The sequence below is a fragment of the Sphingobium fuliginis genome, from assembly GCF_004152845.1.
In the GTDB taxonomy this organism is placed as follows: domain Bacteria; phylum Pseudomonadota; class Alphaproteobacteria; order Sphingomonadales; family Sphingomonadaceae; genus Sphingobium; species Sphingobium fuliginis.
This window is the reverse complement of sequence record NZ_SEON01000004.1, coordinates 339,136-356,667: the sequence shown is the minus strand read 5'-3', so window position 1 is coordinate 356,667 and position 17,532 is coordinate 339,136. Positions and strand designations below refer to the sequence as shown.

The 17,532-nt window shown below is 66.0% G+C and carries 16 protein-coding genes; 6 read left to right on the top strand and 10 right to left on the bottom strand.

Annotation, left to right across the window (positions count from 1 at the left end; all coding sequences use genetic code 11):
* A complete protein-coding gene (locus EWH10_RS12630; protein ID WP_065846966.1) occupies nucleotides 1–1,131 on the bottom strand; it encodes an efflux RND transporter periplasmic adaptor subunit in 1,131 nt (376 codons plus the stop codon).
* A gap of 244 nt (nucleotides 1,132–1,375) precedes the next feature.
* Here EWH10_RS12630 and EWH10_RS12625 point away from each other — a divergent pair, with 244 nt between their 5' ends.
* From EWH10_RS12625 to EWH10_RS12600, 5 genes are all read left to right on the top strand, one after another.
* A complete protein-coding gene (locus tag EWH10_RS12625; protein WP_065846960.1) occupies nucleotides 1,376–2,104 on the top strand; it encodes a response regulator in 729 nt (242 codons plus the stop codon).
* A gap of 18 nt (nucleotides 2,105–2,122) precedes the next feature.
* The gene (locus EWH10_RS12620; RefSeq protein WP_044660810.1) at nucleotides 2,123–3,493 is read left to right on the top strand and encodes an ATP-binding protein; all 1,371 of its coding nucleotides are present in this window, start codon (nucleotides 2,123–2,125) and stop codon (nucleotides 3,491–3,493) included.
* 434 nt (nucleotides 3,494–3,927) lie between these two features.
* Complete coding sequence (locus EWH10_RS12610; protein WP_025546627.1) at nucleotides 3,928–5,871, top strand: PrkA family serine protein kinase; 1,944 nt, start codon at nucleotides 3,928–3,930, stop codon at nucleotides 5,869–5,871.
* 19 nt (nucleotides 5,872–5,890) lie between these two features.
* Nucleotides 5,891–7,198, top strand: coding sequence for a YeaH/YhbH family protein (locus tag EWH10_RS12605; RefSeq protein ID WP_044660808.1), 1,308 nt, complete (start codon nucleotides 5,891–5,893; stop codon nucleotides 7,196–7,198).
* Nucleotides 7,199–7,211: 13 nt separating this feature from the next.
* Nucleotides 7,212–8,753 carry a SpoVR family protein gene (locus tag EWH10_RS12600; RefSeq protein ID WP_065846958.1) on the top strand — a complete coding sequence of 514 codons (1,542 nt, stop codon included), beginning with the start codon at nucleotides 7,212–7,214 and terminating at the stop codon, nucleotides 8,751–8,753.
* 372 nt (nucleotides 8,754–9,125) lie between these two features.
* On the opposite strand, the gene cobF is transcribed toward EWH10_RS12600, so the two are convergent.
* The 5 genes from cobF to EWH10_RS12570 are packed head-to-tail and all read right to left on the bottom strand — an operon-like array spanning nucleotide 9,126 to nucleotide 13,543.
* Complete coding sequence (cobF, locus tag EWH10_RS12590; RefSeq protein WP_065846956.1) at nucleotides 9,126–9,881, bottom strand: precorrin-6A synthase (deacetylating); 756 nt, start codon at nucleotides 9,879–9,881, stop codon at nucleotides 9,126–9,128.
* Nucleotides 9,878–11,197, bottom strand: a complete 1,320-nt coding sequence (locus EWH10_RS12585) for a cobyrinic acid a,c-diamide synthase CobB (protein WP_065846954.1) — start codon at nucleotides 11,195–11,197, stop codon at nucleotides 9,878–9,880. Before EWH10_RS12585 ends, cobF begins: the two co-directional genes overlap by 4 nt.
* Nucleotides 11,194–11,976 carry a precorrin-4 C(11)-methyltransferase gene (cobM, locus tag EWH10_RS12580; protein ID WP_025546638.1) on the bottom strand — a complete coding sequence of 261 codons (783 nt, stop codon included), beginning with the start codon at nucleotides 11,974–11,976 and terminating at the stop codon, nucleotides 11,194–11,196. Before cobM ends, EWH10_RS12585 begins: the two co-directional genes overlap by 4 nt.
* Entirely contained in the window at nucleotides 11,973–12,338 is a 366-nt protein-coding gene (locus tag EWH10_RS12575) for a cobalamin biosynthesis protein (protein ID WP_065846952.1), read from the bottom strand. Before EWH10_RS12575 ends, cobM begins: the two co-directional genes overlap by 4 nt.
* Nucleotides 12,335–13,543 carry a bifunctional cobalt-precorrin-7 (C(5))-methyltransferase/cobalt-precorrin-6B (C(15))-methyltransferase gene (locus EWH10_RS12570; RefSeq protein ID WP_065846950.1) on the bottom strand — a complete coding sequence of 403 codons (1,209 nt, stop codon included), beginning with the start codon at nucleotides 13,541–13,543 and terminating at the stop codon, nucleotides 12,335–12,337. The genes EWH10_RS12575 and EWH10_RS12570 overlap by 4 nt, the downstream gene beginning before the upstream one ends.
* Between EWH10_RS12570 and EWH10_RS12565 the strand changes: the two genes are divergently transcribed.
* A complete protein-coding gene (locus EWH10_RS12565; RefSeq protein WP_065846948.1) occupies nucleotides 13,542–14,291 on the top strand; it encodes a cobalt-precorrin-6A reductase in 750 nt (249 codons plus the stop codon). The genes EWH10_RS12570 and EWH10_RS12565 overlap by 2 nt on opposite strands.
* Here the strand turns inward: EWH10_RS12565 and cobJ are convergent.
* The 4 genes from cobJ to EWH10_RS12545 are packed head-to-tail and all read right to left on the bottom strand — an operon-like array spanning nucleotide 14,267 to nucleotide 17,422.
* The gene (cobJ, locus tag EWH10_RS12560) at nucleotides 14,267–15,016 is read right to left on the bottom strand and encodes a precorrin-3B C(17)-methyltransferase (protein WP_065846946.1); all 750 of its coding nucleotides are present in this window, start codon (nucleotides 15,014–15,016) and stop codon (nucleotides 14,267–14,269) included. The genes EWH10_RS12565 and cobJ overlap by 25 nt on opposite strands.
* Nucleotides 15,013–15,732, bottom strand: coding sequence for a precorrin-2 C(20)-methyltransferase (gene cobI, locus EWH10_RS12555; RefSeq protein ID WP_065846944.1), 720 nt, complete (start codon nucleotides 15,730–15,732; stop codon nucleotides 15,013–15,015). Before cobI ends, cobJ begins: the two co-directional genes overlap by 4 nt.
* Nucleotides 15,729–16,358, bottom strand: coding sequence for a precorrin-8X methylmutase (locus EWH10_RS12550; protein WP_065846942.1), 630 nt, complete (start codon nucleotides 16,356–16,358; stop codon nucleotides 15,729–15,731). Before EWH10_RS12550 ends, cobI begins: the two co-directional genes overlap by 4 nt.
* A complete protein-coding gene (locus EWH10_RS12545) occupies nucleotides 16,358–17,422 on the bottom strand; it encodes a cobalamin biosynthesis protein CobG (protein WP_065846940.1) in 1,065 nt (354 codons plus the stop codon). Before EWH10_RS12545 ends, EWH10_RS12550 begins: the two co-directional genes overlap by 1 nt.
* Nucleotides 17,423–17,532: the final 110 nt, after the last annotated feature.

Below are 17,532 nucleotides of genomic sequence, written 5' to 3'. Positions count from 1 at the left end.
TTATTTCGCGGCCTGGTCGACCGGAACGGCCTTGACCGTGTCGCCGGGCTGCACCTTGTCCGTGCCCTCGACGATCAGCCTGTCGCCCCTCCGCAATCCGTCGGTGATCAGCCATTTGTCGCCCACGGCCTGCGCGGCGGTGACGGTGCGCCGTTCGACCTTGTTCCCCTTGTCCACCACCAGCGCGGTGGCGTTGCCCTTGGGATCGCGGCTGATGCCCTGCTGCGGCACCAGTATCGCATTCGGCACGACCGACTGCGGCGCGACCACGCGCACGAACATGCCGGGCAGCAGCAGGCCGTCCGGATTGGGGAAGCGGGCGCGCAGCGTGACGGTGCCGCTGTCGGGATCGACGATGGGCTCGGCAAATTCGATGCGGCCTTCCAGCGGATAATCGGTGCCGTCGTCCAGTTTCAGCCGGATCGTGGCGCTGGCGGGCAGCGCCTTGCCCGCCGCCAGCGCGCGGCGCAACTGGAGCAGCTTTGCGCTCGATTGCGTCACATCGACGAAGATCGGGTCGAGCTGCTGGATGATGGCGAGCGGCGTCGCCTGGCTGGCCGTCACCAGCGCGCCGGGCGTCACGGCGGACCGGCCTATGCGCCCGCTGATCGGCGCCCGGACCTGCGTGAAGTTGAGGTTGATGCCCGCCGTCTGGAGCGTGGCGCGGGCCTGTTGCACGGCGGCGGCGGCCTGACGGGCCGTGGCGATGACGTCGTCGCGATCCTGCGCGCTCACCGCCTCGCTCTGGCCTAGCGTACGGTAGCGACTGGCCCTTGCCTGCGCGGCGGCGGCGGTCGCCTGCGCGCTGGCCAAGGTGGCCTGCGCCTCGTCGCGGGAGGCGCGGTAGAGCGAGGGGTCGATCTGGTAGAGGGGCTGGCCCGCCCTGACCGTCGAACCCTCCGCGAACAGCCGCTTCTGGACGACGCCGGCGACCTGCGGCCGGACCTCCGACATCATGGTGGAGGCGGTGCGGCCGGGCAGTTCGGTGGATACGGTCACATCCTGCGCCGCCAGAGTCACCACCCCGACCTCCACCGGTCCCTTTTTCGGCGCCTCCTTGTGACCGCAGGCGGCGACAAGGACGCAAAGCGCCATGGGGGCGGTCCGAAGGGCGGGGAGGCGGCTGGGCATGGTCGTCGGGCGGGTCCAGAATGAAGATGGGGACTTCGCCCGGCGCAGGGGGAGGGAGGGGCGCGCCGGGCGAAGGTCGGCTCCTTCAAAAGGGGCGCCGACCTGCTCCTCATCCCTCTTCATCATGTCGCATGGTAGAGCGACTTTTCATCCGGTTGGATCATTGTGTAGCGGATTGTATCGATATGTAACGGCCGCCGCCGCGAGCGCAGACTTGCCGCGCGAATGCGGTTAGAAGGAGACGATGCCCGATATGCCGCCATCCCGCCCGTTCCGCGTGATCGTCGTCGATGATGATGAGGACATAAGGGGGCTGATCGTCGGACAGCTTGCGCAGGACCATTATGAGGTGGAGGCGGCCGGCAGCCTTGCCGAGTTGCGGGGGCTCATGGCGGCGGGGGCGGTCGACCTCATCGTGCTCGACCTCAACCTGCCAGACGGCGACGGCCTGTCGCTGTGCCGGGAATTGCGGGGGCAGGGCAATGGGGTTCAGATCATCATGGTGACGGCGCGGGGCAGCGCCATAGACCGGGTGCTGGGATTGGAACTGGGCGCGGACGATTATCTGACCAAGCCGTTCGAGCCGCGCGAGCTGCTGGTGCGGGTGCGCAACCTGCTGCGGCGGTCGCGCAGCGAGGAGCCGGCGCGGCAGAAGACGGCGCGGATCGCCCGCTTCGGATCGTGGCGGCTCGACCTGTTCCAGCGGCGGCTGATCGCCAGCGACGAGCGGCTGATCATGCTCTCCTCCGCCGAATTCCGGCTGCTGTCGCGCTTTATCGAGGAACCCAATGTGGTGCTCGCGCGCGAGGCGCTGGTGCCCGAACGCCGGGCCACGGCGGCGTTCGACCGGTCCATAGACCTGCAGGTCAGCCGGTTGCGGCAGAAACTGGCCGACAGCCCGGGCGGCGACGGCCTGATCCTGACGGTGCGGGGCGAAGGCTATGTGCTGGCGAGCACGGTGACCTATGAATGACGGGCGGATGATCGGCGCATGATGATCCCCGTCGTGGCGCGGGCGCGCAATTTCTTCCGGTCGCTGGTGGGACAGATATTCCTGCTGCTGACCGTCGGCATGACGATCGCCGCCGTGCTGGCGCTGCTGGTCGCGGAGCAGGCCCGGCATCTCGATTTCGAGCGCTGGCGCCTCCAGCGCGTCGTGGCCAGCGCCGTCGACATCGCGCAGCGGCTGAGTCACGATCCGGTCAAGATAGAGGCGATGCTGAAGGACCAGCAGATCATGGGGGCGAGGACCGCGCCGGAGGGCGTGGCGCTGGCGGACCCGGACCCGACGCTGGCGGACGCGCTGGCGGTGCGTTTCGGGCCGCACTCCAACCCCGAAGCGGGGCAGGTGCCGGTCGGGCTGTGCTTTCCGGCCGGCAAGGTCGATCCGAACAATCGGGCGGCGGGTCTGATCGACGCGCCACGGCCCGATTGCTGGGTCGTGCGCTTCACCGACGGCACGGGCGAACGGCGGTCGCTCGCCCTCTATTTGCCGCGGGTCGTCAAGCCGCCCAGCAATCTCGCCAAGCCGATCTACCTGCTGCTGATCCTGCTGTCCTCGGCGGGGCTGGCGATCGTCGTCGCGCGCTTCGTCGCCAAGCCGCTGCGCCGGCTGGAGCGGGCGGCCGAAGCCTTTTCGGTATCGGTCGATCCGGAGGAAATCCCGGAGCGGGGGCCGGAAGAAGTGCGGGCCGCCCTGTCGACCTTCAACCTGATGCAGCGCCGGGTCCGTGCGGGCTTTGCCGAGCGGACGCAGTTGCTGGCGGCGATCAGCCATGATCTTCAGACGCCGCTCACCCGCCTGCGCTTGCGGCTGGAACTGGTGGAGAACGAGGAGTTGCGGGCCCGCCTCTTGCAGGATCACCAGGCGATGATGACGCTGGTCCGCGAAGGGCTGGACCTGGCGGCGAGCACGGAGGCGCAGGAGGACTGGTCGGTGATCGACATCGATTCGCTGCTGACCAGCATGGCCGAAGACGCGCAGGACCTGGGATTGCCCGTGCGTTTCCTGTCAGGCTGCGGCGGCACGGTCCGGGTGAAGCCCAACGCGCTGACCCGCTGCATCAGCAATCTGGTGAACAATGCCGTGAAATATGGCGGCAGCGCCGACGTCAGTTGCATGCGGCAGGGCGCGCGCGTGCTGATCGAGGTGCGCGACCATGGGCCGGGCATCGCGCCCGATCAGTTGGACCAGATGTTCGAACCCTTCACCCGCGGTGTGGCGGGGCAGCCCGGCGGGCGGCCCGGGACCGGCATCGGCCTCACCATCGCGCGATCGCTGGCGCTGAGTTTCGAGGCGTCCGTGCGCCTGGCCAATGCGCCGGATGGCGGGCTGATCGCCACGATAGACATGCGGGCGTAACGGCATTTCCGCAGGCGGGAAGGATGCTGAAACAAGTTCAGCACACGCAATGCAGCCTTCGATCGGCGCGATCGCATCGTTCCATGCCTGGGAACCAATGCACCCCTGGTGAGATTATCTCCTTTACCCTCTTCCCTCCCGGGGGCTCAGGTGACACTATGCATCATATCGCGGCGGGGGAACGTCGCGCCGATTGGAAGATGCTGCATGACGGCGGCGCGGTAATGATCTTGCCGGTCGCATGAAGATGGTCGTGCGATTGCCGGAAATGCTTCTGCGTGGCCGGATAAGCATCGTGCGTTCTTTTTGCAGAAACATGCAGATCGACGATTGGACAGATTTGAATTTTTTACTCTGAACAGGTTCTATTGCACTGTTTTTACAGACCATAAGGGTCTATATACATTCCATGGCTACTTTAGCGGGAGTCGCCAGTGACAAAGAATGAGCTGTTTTCCAGCTTCACGCGGAAGTTCGATGATCGGCGTCAGGCCGAAATGTCTATCGAAGATTATCTGCTGGGATGTCGCAACGATCCATTGATGCATGCGTCCGCGCCGGAGCGGCTGCTGGCTGCAATCGGTGAGCCGGAGATCATCGACACCTCGCGCGATCAGCGGCTGGGCCGGATCTTCATGAACCGGACCATCCGCCGCTACAAGAGCTTCACCAATTTCTACGGCATGGAAGGGACAATCGAGCATATCGTCAGTTTCCTGCGCCACGCCAGCCAGGGATTGGAGGAGCGCAAGCAGATCCTCTACCTGCTGGGTCCGGTGGGCGGCGGCAAGTCGTCCCTGGCCGAACGGCTGAAGGCGCTGATGGAGGTGCATCCCATCTATGTGCTGAAGGCGGGGGATGAGATCAGCCCGATCTTCGAAAGCCCGCTCGCCTTGTTCGACGCCGAAACCCATGGCGACTATATCGAGGAGAATTACGCCATTCCCCGGCGGCGGCTGACCGGCATGATCAGCCCCTGGTGCCGCAAGCGGCTGGATGAATATGGCGGCGACATATCCCAGTTCAGGGTCGTGCGGATGATGCCGTCCCGCATGCGGCAGGTCGCCATCGCCAAGACCGAGCCGGGCGACGAGAACAACCAGGACATCAGTTCGCTGGTCGGCAAGGTCGACATCCGCAAGCTGGAGATGCTCTCGCAGAACGATCCGGACGCCTACAGCTATTCGGGCGGGCTCAACCGGGCGAACCAGGGCATGCTGGAATTCGTCGAGATGTTCAAGGCGCCGATCAAGATGCTCCACCCGTTGCTGACCGCGACGCAGGAGGGCAATTATATCGGCACGGAGAATATCGGCGCCATTCCCTATACCGGCATCATCATGGCCCATAGCAATGAATCGGAATGGGCGAATTTCAAGAACAACAAGAATAACGAAGCCTTTATCGACCGTATCTACGTCATCAAGGTTCCCTATAGTTTGCAGGCCACCGAAGAACGGCATGTCTATGAGAAGTTGCTGCGGGAATCGGACCTGAACAAGGCGCCCTGCGCGCCGGGGACTTTGGACATGCTGGCGCGTTTCTCCGTGCTGACGCGGCTGCGGGAGCATGAGAACAGCAATCTCTATTCCAAGATGCGCGTCTATGACGGCGAGATGCTGCGGGAAATCGATCCGAGGGCCAAGAGTCTTCAGGAATATCGCGACGCTGCTGGCGTGGACGAGGGCATGTCGGGCATTTCGACCCGCTTCGCCTTCAAGGCGCTGTCGGCCACCTTCAACCATGACACCAATGAGATTGCGGCCGATCCCGTGCACCTCATGTATGTGCTGGAGGGCATGGTCCGGCAGGAGCAGTTCCCCGCCGAGATCGAATCCCGCTATCTGGAGTTCATCAAGGGCGAACTGGCGCCGCGCTATGCCGAGTTCATCGGCAATGAAATCCAGAAGGCCTATCTCGAATCCTACCATGATTATGGGCAGAACCTGTTCGACCGTTATGTCGCCTATGCCGATGCGTGGATCGAGGATCTGGACTTCAAGGACCCGGACACGGGTCAATTGCTGGACCGGGAGGTCATCAACCAGGAACTGTCCAAGACCGAAAAGCCCGCCGGGATCGCCAATCCCAAGGATTTCCGCAACGAGGTGGTGAAGTTCGCGCTGCGCATGCGGGCCAGCAATGACGGGCGCAACCCGTCATGGACCAGTTACGAGAAAATCCGCGAGGTGATCGAGAAGCGGATGTTCAGCCAGGTCGAGGACCTGCTGCCGGTCATCAGCTTCGGATCGAAGAAGGACGGCGAAACCGCGACCAAGCATGACGAATTCGTCGCGCGGATGATCGAAAGAGGCTATACTGAGCGGCAGGTTCGGCGGCTTGTCGAATGGTATATACGCGTCAAGCAGGCCGGATGATGGAGGCGCCAAGCCCGCCATGCACATAGTCGACAGACGGTTGAATCCAGGAGGCAAAAGCCTGGTCAACAGGCAGCGCTTCCTGCGGAGGGCAAGGGCATATGTGCAACAGGCGGTGCGCGACAGCCTGAAGGACCGCAGCATCAAGGATCTGGACAAGGAAGGCCAGATTTCGATCCAGCGCGACGTCATCCACGAACCGACGCTGCACCGCGCCGCGCAGGGGGGCAGCCGCGAACGGGTCTTCCCCGGCAATCACGATTATATGGAAGGCGACCGGATCAAGCGGCCCGATGGCGGCGCGGGCGCGGGGTCGAAGGCCGGGCAGGGCGAGGGGAATGACGATTTCCAGTTTGCGCTCAGCCGGGAAGAGTTTCTGGATCTGTTCCTCGACGATCTGGAGCTGCCGGACCTCGCCAAAAGGCGGCTGATCGGCGGGGCGGTCGACGGCATAAGGCGGGCAGGCTATTCGACGGTCGGCAACCCGTCCAACCTGTCCGTGCCGCGCACCATGCAGAAGGCGATGTCGCGTCGGTTGGCGCTGCGCCGTCCCAAGGGCGCCGATCTTGCCCGGATCGAGGAGGAGATCGCGCTGATCGAGGCGCGCGATCCGGCCCTGCCCGACGATGCCGTACGACTGGAGGCATTGCGCGAGGAACGCTCGACCGTCATCCGCCGCCGCAACCTGATCGCCTATATCGACCCTGTGGACCTGCGCTATCGCCGGTTTGAGACGGTGCCCAAGCCCGTGGCCCAGGCAGTGATGTTCTGCCTGATGGACGTCTCCGGCTCCATGACGGAGCATATGAAGGATCTGGCGAAGCGTTTCTTCGCGCTGCTGCACCTGTTCCTGTCGCGCTGCTACGAGCATGTGGAGGTGGTGTTCATCCACCATACCGACCGGGCGGCGGAGGTGGATGAGCAGACCTTCTTCTACAGCACGGTGACGGGCGGAACTTTGGTGTCGAGCGCGCTGGAGAAACTGATCGAGGTGGTGCAGGAACGCTTCCGTCCGGATGACTGGAACATCTATGTGGCGCAGGCGTCGGACGGCGACACCATGCAGTCCGACAATGGTCGGGTGGTCAGCCTGATGCAGCAGGAAATCCTGCCCTTCAGCCAATATTTCGCCTATCTGGAAGTCGGGCGAGAGGAATTCGCCGACATAGAGACCATCGGCACGACGACCGGACTGTGGCAGGCCTATGCCCCGGTCAGCGAGGCAAACCGCAATTTCGTAATGCGCAAGGTGCATCATCGGCGGGAAATCTATCCGGTTTTCCGGGAGTTGTTCCAGCGCAAGGGCGTGGCGGAGCGGAGTTCATGAAGGTGGAACCGGCATGACGGTCGAACTGGCGTCCGCCCCGCTGTTCACGGGAAGCGATTGGGACTTCGCGCTCATCAACCGCATTTACGAAACGATCGAGCCCATCGCGCTCCAGGAAATGAAGCTCGACATCTATCCCAACCAGATAGAGGTCATCAGCGCGGAGCAGATGCTGGACGCCTATTCCTCCATCGGCATGCCGCTCTTCTACAAGCATTGGTCCTTCGGCAAGCAGTTCGTGACCAATGAGATGATGTACCGCAAGGGGCTGCGCGGCCTGGCCTATGAGCTGGTCATCAACAGCGATCCCTGCATCAACTATCTGATGCAGGAAAACAGCGCGACGATGCAGACGCTGGTCATCGCCCATGCGGCCTTCGGGCATAATCATTTCTTCAAGAATAATTATGTCTTCAAGCAATGGACCGATGCCGAGGGAATTCTGGATTATCTGGAATTCGCCAAGCGCTACATCGCGCAATGCGAGGAGCGCTACGGCCAATTGCCGGTCGAGCGGGTGCTGGACGCCGCCCATGCGCTGATGAACCAGGGCGTGCATCGCTATCCGCGCGTCCGCCCAAGGGACTTGAAGGCGGAGGCGGCGCGGGAGGCGGAACGGCAGGCTTATCGCGACCGCATCTATGACGATCTGTGGCGCACCGTGCCCACTGGAGCGAAGGCGGATGCGATCCCCAGCGACGCCAGACGGGCGGCGCTGGGACTGCCGCAGGAAAATATCCTCTATTTCCTGGAAAAGTCCGGCCCCCGGTTGGAAAGCTGGCAACGGGAGATTTTGCGGATCGTGCGGTTGATCGCGCAATATTTCTACCCGCAGCGCCAGACCAAGGCGATGAACGAAGGCGCTGCGACCTACACCCATTATCGCATCATGACGACGCTGCACGAACGGGGATGGCTGACCGACGGCGCCTTCATGGAATTCCTCTCATCCCATACCAATGTTGTCTATCAACCCACCTATGATTCAGGACAATTTGGCGGTTTCAACCCCTATGCCCTGGGCTTCGGCATCATGTCGGACATCGAAAGGGTCTGCCGGGCGCCGACGGAGGAGGATCGCGAATGGTTCGGGGATATTGCCGGATCGGGCGACCCGATGGAGGTGCTGAAGGACATATGGGCCAATTATCGGGACGAAAGCTTCGTTTCGCAATTTCTGAGCCCACATCTGATCCGGCAATGGCGGCTGTTCAAGATCCTCGACAAGCAGGGCGAATCGGAACTGCGGGTCGACGCCATTCACGATGAGCGCGGCTATCGCCGGATTCGGCGCTCCCTGGCGCGGGAATATGAAATCGGGCGGCAGGAACCCGACATACAGGTGGTCGATGTCGACTTGGCGGGCGACCGCAAGCTGATCGTCGAGCATTCGGTGCTGGACGGCGTCCAACTGGAGGCCCGCGATGCCGCTATGGTATTGCAAAATCTGGCGAATCTCTGGGGCTATGAAGTGCTGTTGAAGGAGGTCGATTCCGAAACGCGCAAGGAATTGAAAAGCCATAGCGCGCAGCCCAATGCGGTCTGGCTGCGCTGAACCGGTGCGCGCGGCGGACGGGAAAAGGGCTGCGGCAAGATTCCGTTTTCAATCGATGATGGGAAAGGTTAAGTTGTCCGCCGGTTTTTCGTGGGCGAAGTCGGATCTGTCGCTCTGAAGGCGGTGGAGAGGACGGGCCCTGCGACAGGCAGGAGTTCGATTCATGACGAATGCTCTTACGCCAGAAGAATGTCTAGACCGGGCAAGAATGCATGATCAACTGGCAGCGACCACTGCGGATGCTTCGGCGCGCATGATGCATCAGGCAATGGCTGCCGAGTTCCGCCGCCGCGCCGAAACGGCATCGAGCGGCATGCGACAGGCCGCTAGCAGGCCGATCATCGAACTGATGCCGAACGTCGCCTGACGGCTTCAGGGTCGTCGGACCGTCTTGCGCCTTCGTAAAAGATAGATGTCCATGATCCAGCCGTGTTCCTGGCGGAGCGCAGCGCGGCATGAGGCGATCTCGGCCCCCCTCATGGCCAGCGGACCCTGGGCGAGTCTTTCCTGGGGCAATCCCAGATAGGCGCCCCACCAGATGTCGAGACCCTCGGGCGGCAGGGTCTGGAAGGCGCAATGGCCATCCAGCATGACGACCAGGCTGTCGGCGCAGTCCGGCCAGCCGCGTTCGCTGAGGCGCCGGCCGGTGGTGATCAGCACGGGATCGGCAAGGTCGTTGAGGCAGATGCCGTGGGCGGCGGTCAGCGCCTGTACGCTGGTGATGCCGGGGATCACGCGGATCTTCGCGCCTGGCAGGCGCCCGGCGATACGCAGGCTGCTGTCATAAAGCGACGGATCGCCCCAGACGAGCAGAGCGAGCCTGCCGCCTTCGGGAAGGTGCCGGGCGACCTGCTCCATCCAGAGCGCGGCGATGGCATCGTGCCAGTCGAGGACGGCGCCGACATAATCGGTCCGGTCCGGTCGCCGGGGCATGTCGAATTCCACGATTTTCACCGCCTGCGTCAGCAGTTCGGCGCAAATGGCGCGGCGCAGGTCGATGAGGTCGGACTTGGCGTCGCCCTTGCGGGGCAGCAGGATGAGGTCGGCGTCGTTCATCGCCTTCACCGCGGCGCGGGTGAGGTGATCGGGATTGCCCGTGCCGATGCCGATAAGGTCGATACTGATCATGAGGAGGCTTTCGAGGCGGGAGCGATGAGGTGGAAGAAACTGCCGGTGACGCGGCCGCGATGCGATCCCGTCGACGGAACGGCCTGACCTTCCGCGTCGGTCACATGAGCGAGCCGGCTGTCCGGTTGCTCGACGATGGTGGAATAATGGAATTCATGGCCGTTCAGCATCGCTCCCGCAGGCATGCCGCCCATCGGCGCCAGCAAGCGCGCCTGTCGGTAGCCAAGATGAAGGCGCCGTTCCGCGAAGCTGGTGACGAGGCCGAGCAGGCCGGCCATGGCATGTGCCTGCCCGTCGGCATCGATCAGCGCCTGTCCCAGCACCATATAGCCGCCGCATTCGCCATGGATCGGACGGTCCAGTGCGTGGCGGCGCAGGCCGGAAAGGAAATGGGCCGCCTGCGCGATCCGGCCCGCATGGAGTTCGGGATAGCCGCCGGGGAGCCAGACCGCATCGGCATCGGCCGCCGGCGCTTCGTCGGCCAGGGGGGAGAAGGGCAGGATTTCGGCGCCTGCATCCCGCCAGCCGGACAGGAGATGCGCATAGGTGAAGGAGAAGGCTTCGTCCCGGGCGATGGCGATGCGCTGGCCGGGTGGCGGCAGGGTCGGCATCGAAACGCGATCCTGCGCCGGGGCGGACCGGGCCGCGCGCCGGACAGCGTTGAGGTCCACATGGGTCGCCACGATGTCCGCCATCCGGTCGATGATCCGGTCGAGATCGGCCTGTTCGGCCGCCTGGACCAGACCCAGATGACGCTCCGGAAGGTGGAGCGCGGCGGAGCGCGGTATGGCGCCCAGGACGGGGATGCCCGCCTCCTCCATCGCCGCGCGGATCAGCCGTTCGTGGCGCTGGCTGGCGACATGGTTGAGGACGACGCCTGCCATGGAGATATCGGAACGAAGGCCACGGAAACCGCTGGCGATGGCGGCGGCGGACTGGCTCTGGCCCGACACGTCCATGACGAGAAGGACAGGCCAGCTGAACAGCGCCGCGATGTCCGCGCTCGCGCCGGTCCCGGCTTCCCCGATGGCGGGGGCGCCGTCGAACAGGCCCATCACGCCTTCCGCGACGATCAGCTCTGCGTCGGCCCGGCCTGCAACGGTCGCCATCTGCGGTGCGGACATCGCCCAACTGTCGAGATTGAAGGACGGGCGGCGGCTGGCCGCCTGCTGGAAGGCAGGGTCGATATAGTCGGGGCCGGACTTGAACGGCTGTACCCTGATGCCCATCCGGGAAAAGGCCCGCAGCAGGCCCAGCGTGAGGGTCGTCTTGCCCGATCCTGAACGGGGCGCCGCGATCAGAAGGCCCGGCGTCATGGCTTGTCGATGAAGGCGGAGTCGGCGCTGGCCGGTCGGAAACGGCGGTCATAGCCGGGCGCGTAGAGGCTGCTTTCCGCGAAATCCTCACTGCCCAGCACCGGGCCGACAAGAATGATGGCGGTCCGTTCGGGCCCGTCCGCAGCAGCTTCCCCGATGGTGCCCAGCGTCGCCCGCACGATCCGCTGATCCGGCCAGCTTGCGCGCCACACCACGGCCGCGGGGCAATGGGCGCCATGATGCGGGATCAGGTCGCGCACCACCTGCGCCAGATTATGGATCGACAGATGGATGGCGAGCGTCGCGCCGGTCGCGCCGAATGCGGAGAGGCTTTCACCGGACGGCATGGCGCTGGCGCGTCCCGGCGTCCGGGTGAGGATCACCGACTGGCCGAGTTCGGGCAGCGTCAGTTCGGCGCCGATGGCGGCAGCGGCGGCGGCGAAGGAGGGGACGCCGGGCGTGATGCTGAAAGGAATGCCGATCGCTTTCAGCCGCCGAAGCTGCTCGCCCATGGCCGACCAGACGGACAGGTCGCCGGAATGAAGGCGCGCGACGTCATGCCCCGCTTGATGGGCATCGACGATGATGGCGACGATCTCGTCCAGGGTCAGCGGCGCCGTGTTGACGATCCGCGCGCCTGCCGGACAATGATCGAGCAGGGCGGCGGGCACCAGCGATCCGGCATAGAGACAGACCGGAGAACGCGCGATCAGGTCGCGCCCGCGCAGGGTGATGAGGTCGGGCGCGCCGGGACCGGCGCCGATGAAATGAACGGTCAAGAGGCAGGGCTTTCGGCTAGGGCGCAACTTGCGAGGCGGTCGGAAGAGAAGGCGCGGGGGGAAAGCAGGCGGCCCTTTAGCCCTGAGGCGGCGAGGGCCGTGGCTTCGGCGACGCTGCCGGTGCCATGGGCGGCCATGCTGGCGGGAGATCGGGTGGCCACGGGCTGTTCCGCCAGCCTTTCCACGCCGACGGCCATCAGGGGCAGGGCGAGCTTGCGCGCCAATGGCGCAAGCTGCCCGGCCTTGCCATCGAGGGTTGCCAGCGCGTCGACCGCGATCATGGCGCCCGTCGCCTGCTCCAGCGCCGATTCCAGCGAAGCGAGCGACGCGCTGTGGCGGAAGCCGAAGCCGGCGACGATCATAGCGTCACGCTCCACTGCACCAGCGGATAGGCGGAACGCCAGCCGCGACGGCTGCCCAGGGGCATCGCCTGCGCAAGCTCGATGCGAAGCAGGTCGCCGCCCTTGTCGGCATGCCATTTGGCAAGCAGCGCTTCGGATTCCAGCGTGACGGCATTGGCGACAAGGCGCGTGGGACCGCCGGGCAGGGCGAACAATGTCGCGAGCAGGGACTGGCTCAGCCCTCCGCCGATGAAGACGGCCTCGGGGCGGGTCCGGCCGGTCAGGATGTCGGGGGCTCTGCCCTCCATGACGGTCAGGCGGTCGACGCCCAGATGAAGGGCATTGGCGCGCGCCCGGGCGGCGCGGTCCGGATCAGCCTCGAAAGCGATGGCCTGGGTGGAGGAATGGGCGAGCAGCCATTCTATGGCGATGGAGCCGGAACCTGCGCCTATGTCCCATAATGTCTCGCCGGGGCGGGGCGCCAGGGCGGACAGGGTCAGGGCGCGGGCCGGGCGCTTGGTGATCTGGCCGTCATGGTCGAACCAGTCGTCGGGGATGCCGCTGGAGCGGGGGAGCGTCCTGCCTTCGCCCGCCACGGACAGGCCGACCGCAACGGGATGCGCGATATCGGCAAGGTCCGGCGCCTCGGCCGTGCACTGGCGGATATGTTCGCGGGGGCCGCCCAACGCTTCCAGCACATGCAGGGTCGAACGGCCGAAGCCCTGTTCCGTCAGCCAGGCGGCAAGCTCGCCCGCCGCCTGCCCGTCGCGCAGCAGCAATATGGCGCGGCGGCCGGGCACGAGACCGGGGCGCAACCGCGTCAGCGGCGCGGCGTGGAGGCCATGGCATTCCACGTCCTGAAGCGCCCAGCCCAGCCGCGCGGCGGCAAGGGAGAATGTGGAGGGGGCAGGGTGCGCCGTCCATTCATCCGGCCGCAAATGCCGCGTGATGCTGCTCCCCGCGCCGAACCAGAAGGGATCGCCGGAGGCAAGCAGGACGGTTGGGTCTCCACGGCGGGCGAGCAGCATCGGAACGCCCGCCGCGAACGGGACTGGCCAGGGCAGGCTTTCGGCCCTAAGGGCTGGCAGCAGCGCAAGATGGCGCGGCGCTCCGGCGACGAGCGCGGCTTTCTCCAGCGCTTCGCGGGCGGCGGACGACAGGCCATTCGGGCCGTCTTCCCCGATGCCGACGATCGTCAGCCACGGACCGTCAGGAGTATCGGCCATGTCCAACATCCTCATTCTGGGCGGCACCACGGAAGCGAGCGCGCTTGCGGCTGCTCTTGCCGAGCGGGGCGTTCGCGCGGTGTTGAGCTATGCGGGGCGGACGGACAAACCACGGGCGCAGCCGGTGCCGGTGCGCGTCGGCGGCTTCGGGGGCATGGCCGGCCTCGCGCACTATTTGCGGGAGGAAGGCGTCACCCATCTGGTGGACGCCACTCATCCCTTCGCCGCTGTAATGAGCGGGAATGCCCTTGGCGCGGCGCGGGAGGCGGGGGTGGAGCACATCATGCTGACCCGGCCGCCCTGGACCGCAGCGGAGGGAGACCGCTGGACCCATGTGCCGGACATGGCCGGGGCGGTGGCGGCGCTGGAGGGAGCCAGGCGGAATGTGATGCTGGCCCTGGGGCGCATGCATGTGGACGCCTTCGCCGTGCAGCCTCAGCATCATTATCTGTTGCGCTTCGTCGATATGCCCGCCGTTGTGCCGGGGCTGCCCGATCATGCGCTGGTGATCGACCGCGGTCCCTTCACGGTGGAGGGCGACATGCAGTTGATGCGCGCCCATGGCATCGACTGCGTGGTGTCGAAAAATGCGGGGGGCGGCGGCGCGCGGGCGAAGCTGGTCGCCGCGCGGATGCTGGGACTGCCGGTCGTGATGATCGAGCGTCCGGCCTGTCCAGCGGCGCAGGTGACGCATGAGGTCGCCGGGGTGCTGCAATGGCTGGGTCATGCGGCGGAGCGCGGCGTATAGAGGATCGGTGGGCCGGAGCGTTCGATCAGCCGGGTGCGGCTGGAACCGACGATGACCATGGTGCGCATGTCGGCCATGTCCGCAGTGGCCCGGCTCAACGGCACCACGCTCAGCGTTTCCTCCGGCGTGGAGACGGCCCGGGCGAACAGGATGAGCCGGTTCTCGCCGCATTCCTCGCGCAGGATCGCCAGCGCCCGCCCGAAACCCTCCGGCCGGGAACGGGAACGGGGATTGTAGAAGGCCATGGCGAAATCGGCCTGTGCGGCGAGGCGCAGGCGGCGCTCGATCAGCGGCCAGGGCTTGAGATTGTCGGACAGGTTGATGGCGCAGAAATCATGGCCGAGCGGCGCGCCCGCCCTTGCGGCGGCGGCGAGCATGGCGGTGATGCCGGGCAGGACGCGGATGTCGAGGTCGCGCCAGTCCTCCGGCCCTGCCTCCACGGCTTCGAACAGGGCGGATGCCATGGCGAAGACCCCCGGATCGCCCGAGGAAACCACCGCCACCCGCTTGCCCTGCGCGGCGAGTGCCAGGGCATGGGCGGCGCGGTCGAGTTCGACCCGATTGTCCGAGGCGTGGAGCGTCAGGCCCGGTCTTTGGGCCACCCGGGCGACATAGGGGATGTATCCGATGACGTCGCTCGCCTGCGCCAGCGCATCCGACACCTCCGGCGTGATGAGCGCGTCCGCTCCCGGACCAAGACCGGCGGCCACGACCCATCCGGTCATGGACGGCGGCCCTGTCCGTGGACCAGCAGGATCGAAAAATAGGCGGTGACGTCGGTCGCTTCCGTCAGCGGGGTGATGCGCTGATCCGCCATGGTCGCATATTCGACCAGCCAGGCGCTGTCCTGCTTGCCGGCGGCTTCGACGGCGCGGCGAAGCCTGGGAAGGTTGCGGCCGATCTTCATGACGACCAGAGCATGGCTGTCGCGGATGCGGCGGGTCAGTTCCTCTTCGGACAGGGTGGCCATCAACACCGTTAGGACATCGTCGCCCCAACTGATCGGCGTGCCGCTGGCGGTCCAGGCGCCGGACATGCCGGTGATGCCGGGGACGATCTTCACCGGCGCGGCAAGGCGGCTGTGCAGGTGCATGAAGCTGCCGTAGAAGAAGGGATCGCCTTCGCAAAGGACGACCACATCCTCGCCGCGTGCCGAAAGCCCGTCCAGATGCGCCGTGCAATCGGCATAGAAGGTCGAGAGCAGATCATTGTAGCGCGGGTCGGACAGCGGGATTTCCGTCGTGACCGGATATTCCATCGGATATTCGACGGCATCGGCGCGCAACATGCCCTCCACGATGCTGCGGGCATGGCCCGACCTTCCCCTCTTGCGGAAATAGGCGATGTGCCGGGCATTGCGGATCAGCCGGTCGGCGCGGACGCACATCAGGTCCTGCGCCCCCGGTCCCAGGCCGACGCCATGGATGGTCCCGCCGCTCATTCCGCCGGGCTCGCTATCGCATTCACCGCCGCGACCGTGATGGCGCTGCCGCCGGGGCGACCCTCCACGACAGAGCAGGGGACGGGCCGGCTGCGCCAGAGCGCTTCCTTCGATTCCGCCGCGCCGACGAAGCCGACGGGGCAGCCGATGATCGCGGCCGGGCGGGGGCAGTCGGGGTCCTCCAGCATGTTGAGCAGATGGAAAAGCGCCGTCGGGGCATTGCCGATCGCGACCAGCGCGCCCTCCAGATGCGGGCGCCAGAGTTCGAGCGCCGCGGCCGAGCGGGTGTTGGACATTTGCGCCGCCAGGGCAGGCACCTGCGGATCGTTCAGGGTGCAGAGGATCGGATTGGCGGCAGGCAGGCGCTTCAAGGTTATGCCCTCCGACACCATGCGCGCGTCGCAGAGGATCGGCGCGCCCGCCTGAAGCGCGGCGATGGCGTCCCGGGCGAAGGACGGCGAAAAGCGGATGTGGGAAGCAAGTCCGACCAGACCCGCCGCATGGATCATGCGGACGGCGATGCGTTCCTCCTCGGGCGAGAAGCGGGCAAGGTCGGCTTCGGCGCGAATGGTGCGGAAGGATTGCCGGTAGATGGCGGCTCCGTCGGTTTCGTAGCTGTGGGGCATCAGGGCCTTCCGAAAAGGGCGAGGATTTGTCGGGCGGTCAGGCCGGTCGTTTCCGGCGGCGATCCGGCGCGGGCGTTGCGGGACAGGTCGAAGCGGCCCTGCCGTCCGGTGAGGACCAGCCCTGCGGGTCTTTGACGGGCGCAGCCCTTGGCGCAGCCGGACACATGCAGCGACCCTTCGACAAGGGGCGCGAGCCGGGTGGCGAGGCCGCGGGTCTCGACGCTTGCCTGCGGGCATGCGGGCGCGCCGGGGCAGGCGTCGACGCGGAGCAGGCCGTCAGGGGAGGCGTGCTCCGCCCTATCTGCGCCGCCTTCCAGGATCAAGCCGCGCCATGGGGTGAGGCGCAGGGTCGTGACATGCGGTTTCCCGGCCAGCGCGATAAGGCTGTCGGCGTCAAGCTGACCGAAGGGAATGCCGTGGAAAGGCCCCGATGCCTCCGCCAGCAATTGGGACAGCGGGCGGGACGGCGCGGGCGCGATGTCGGCAGCGGTCGGCAGCGGGGCTTCGTGCCGGGCCGCGCGGCCCGATGCGCCGCCGCCCGTGGCAAGGAACCAGCGGGCAAGCGCAATCAGGTCGCGCGCCGCCGTTTCGACGCTGGTGGGCGAACCCAGCGGACGCCCCTCCACCCGCAGCAGCAGCCTGCCCGCCTCGCTGCGCTCGAACCGGAAATCGGCGGGGACGGCGGCAAGACAGGGGGCTGGCCCGGCATCTATGGCGATCCCGATCTTGGAAGGAAGCTGGGGCAGCTCATCGATGTGGGCGATCAGGCTGAGCGCGATGCTTTCCGTGTCATCCCCGGGCGATGAATCGGGAGCGAGCAGGAAATTGCGGCGCGCTTCGCGGGCCGGATCGTGATCTGCAAGGCCCAGGGCGACAAGGTGCCGGAGCAGCGGGCCATGGCCTTGTTCCGTCACGCCGCGAAGCTGGAGCGCGGCCCGGTTGGTGAGGTCGACAAGGCCATTGCCGTGAAGACGCGCGGCTTCGGCAAGGCCGATGGCCTGGGGGGCGGTCAGGCGGCCCAGCGGTGGACGGACCCGCACCAGCAGCCCGTCGCCCGCCATCATCGGGCGCCATGCCGTCGGGCACCAGCCGCGAATGGCGGCGGACGATGCGCTTTGCGCGTCTGGCAACGGACCTTACCTCCCACGTCGCAACGACGGCCGGAGGGTTCACC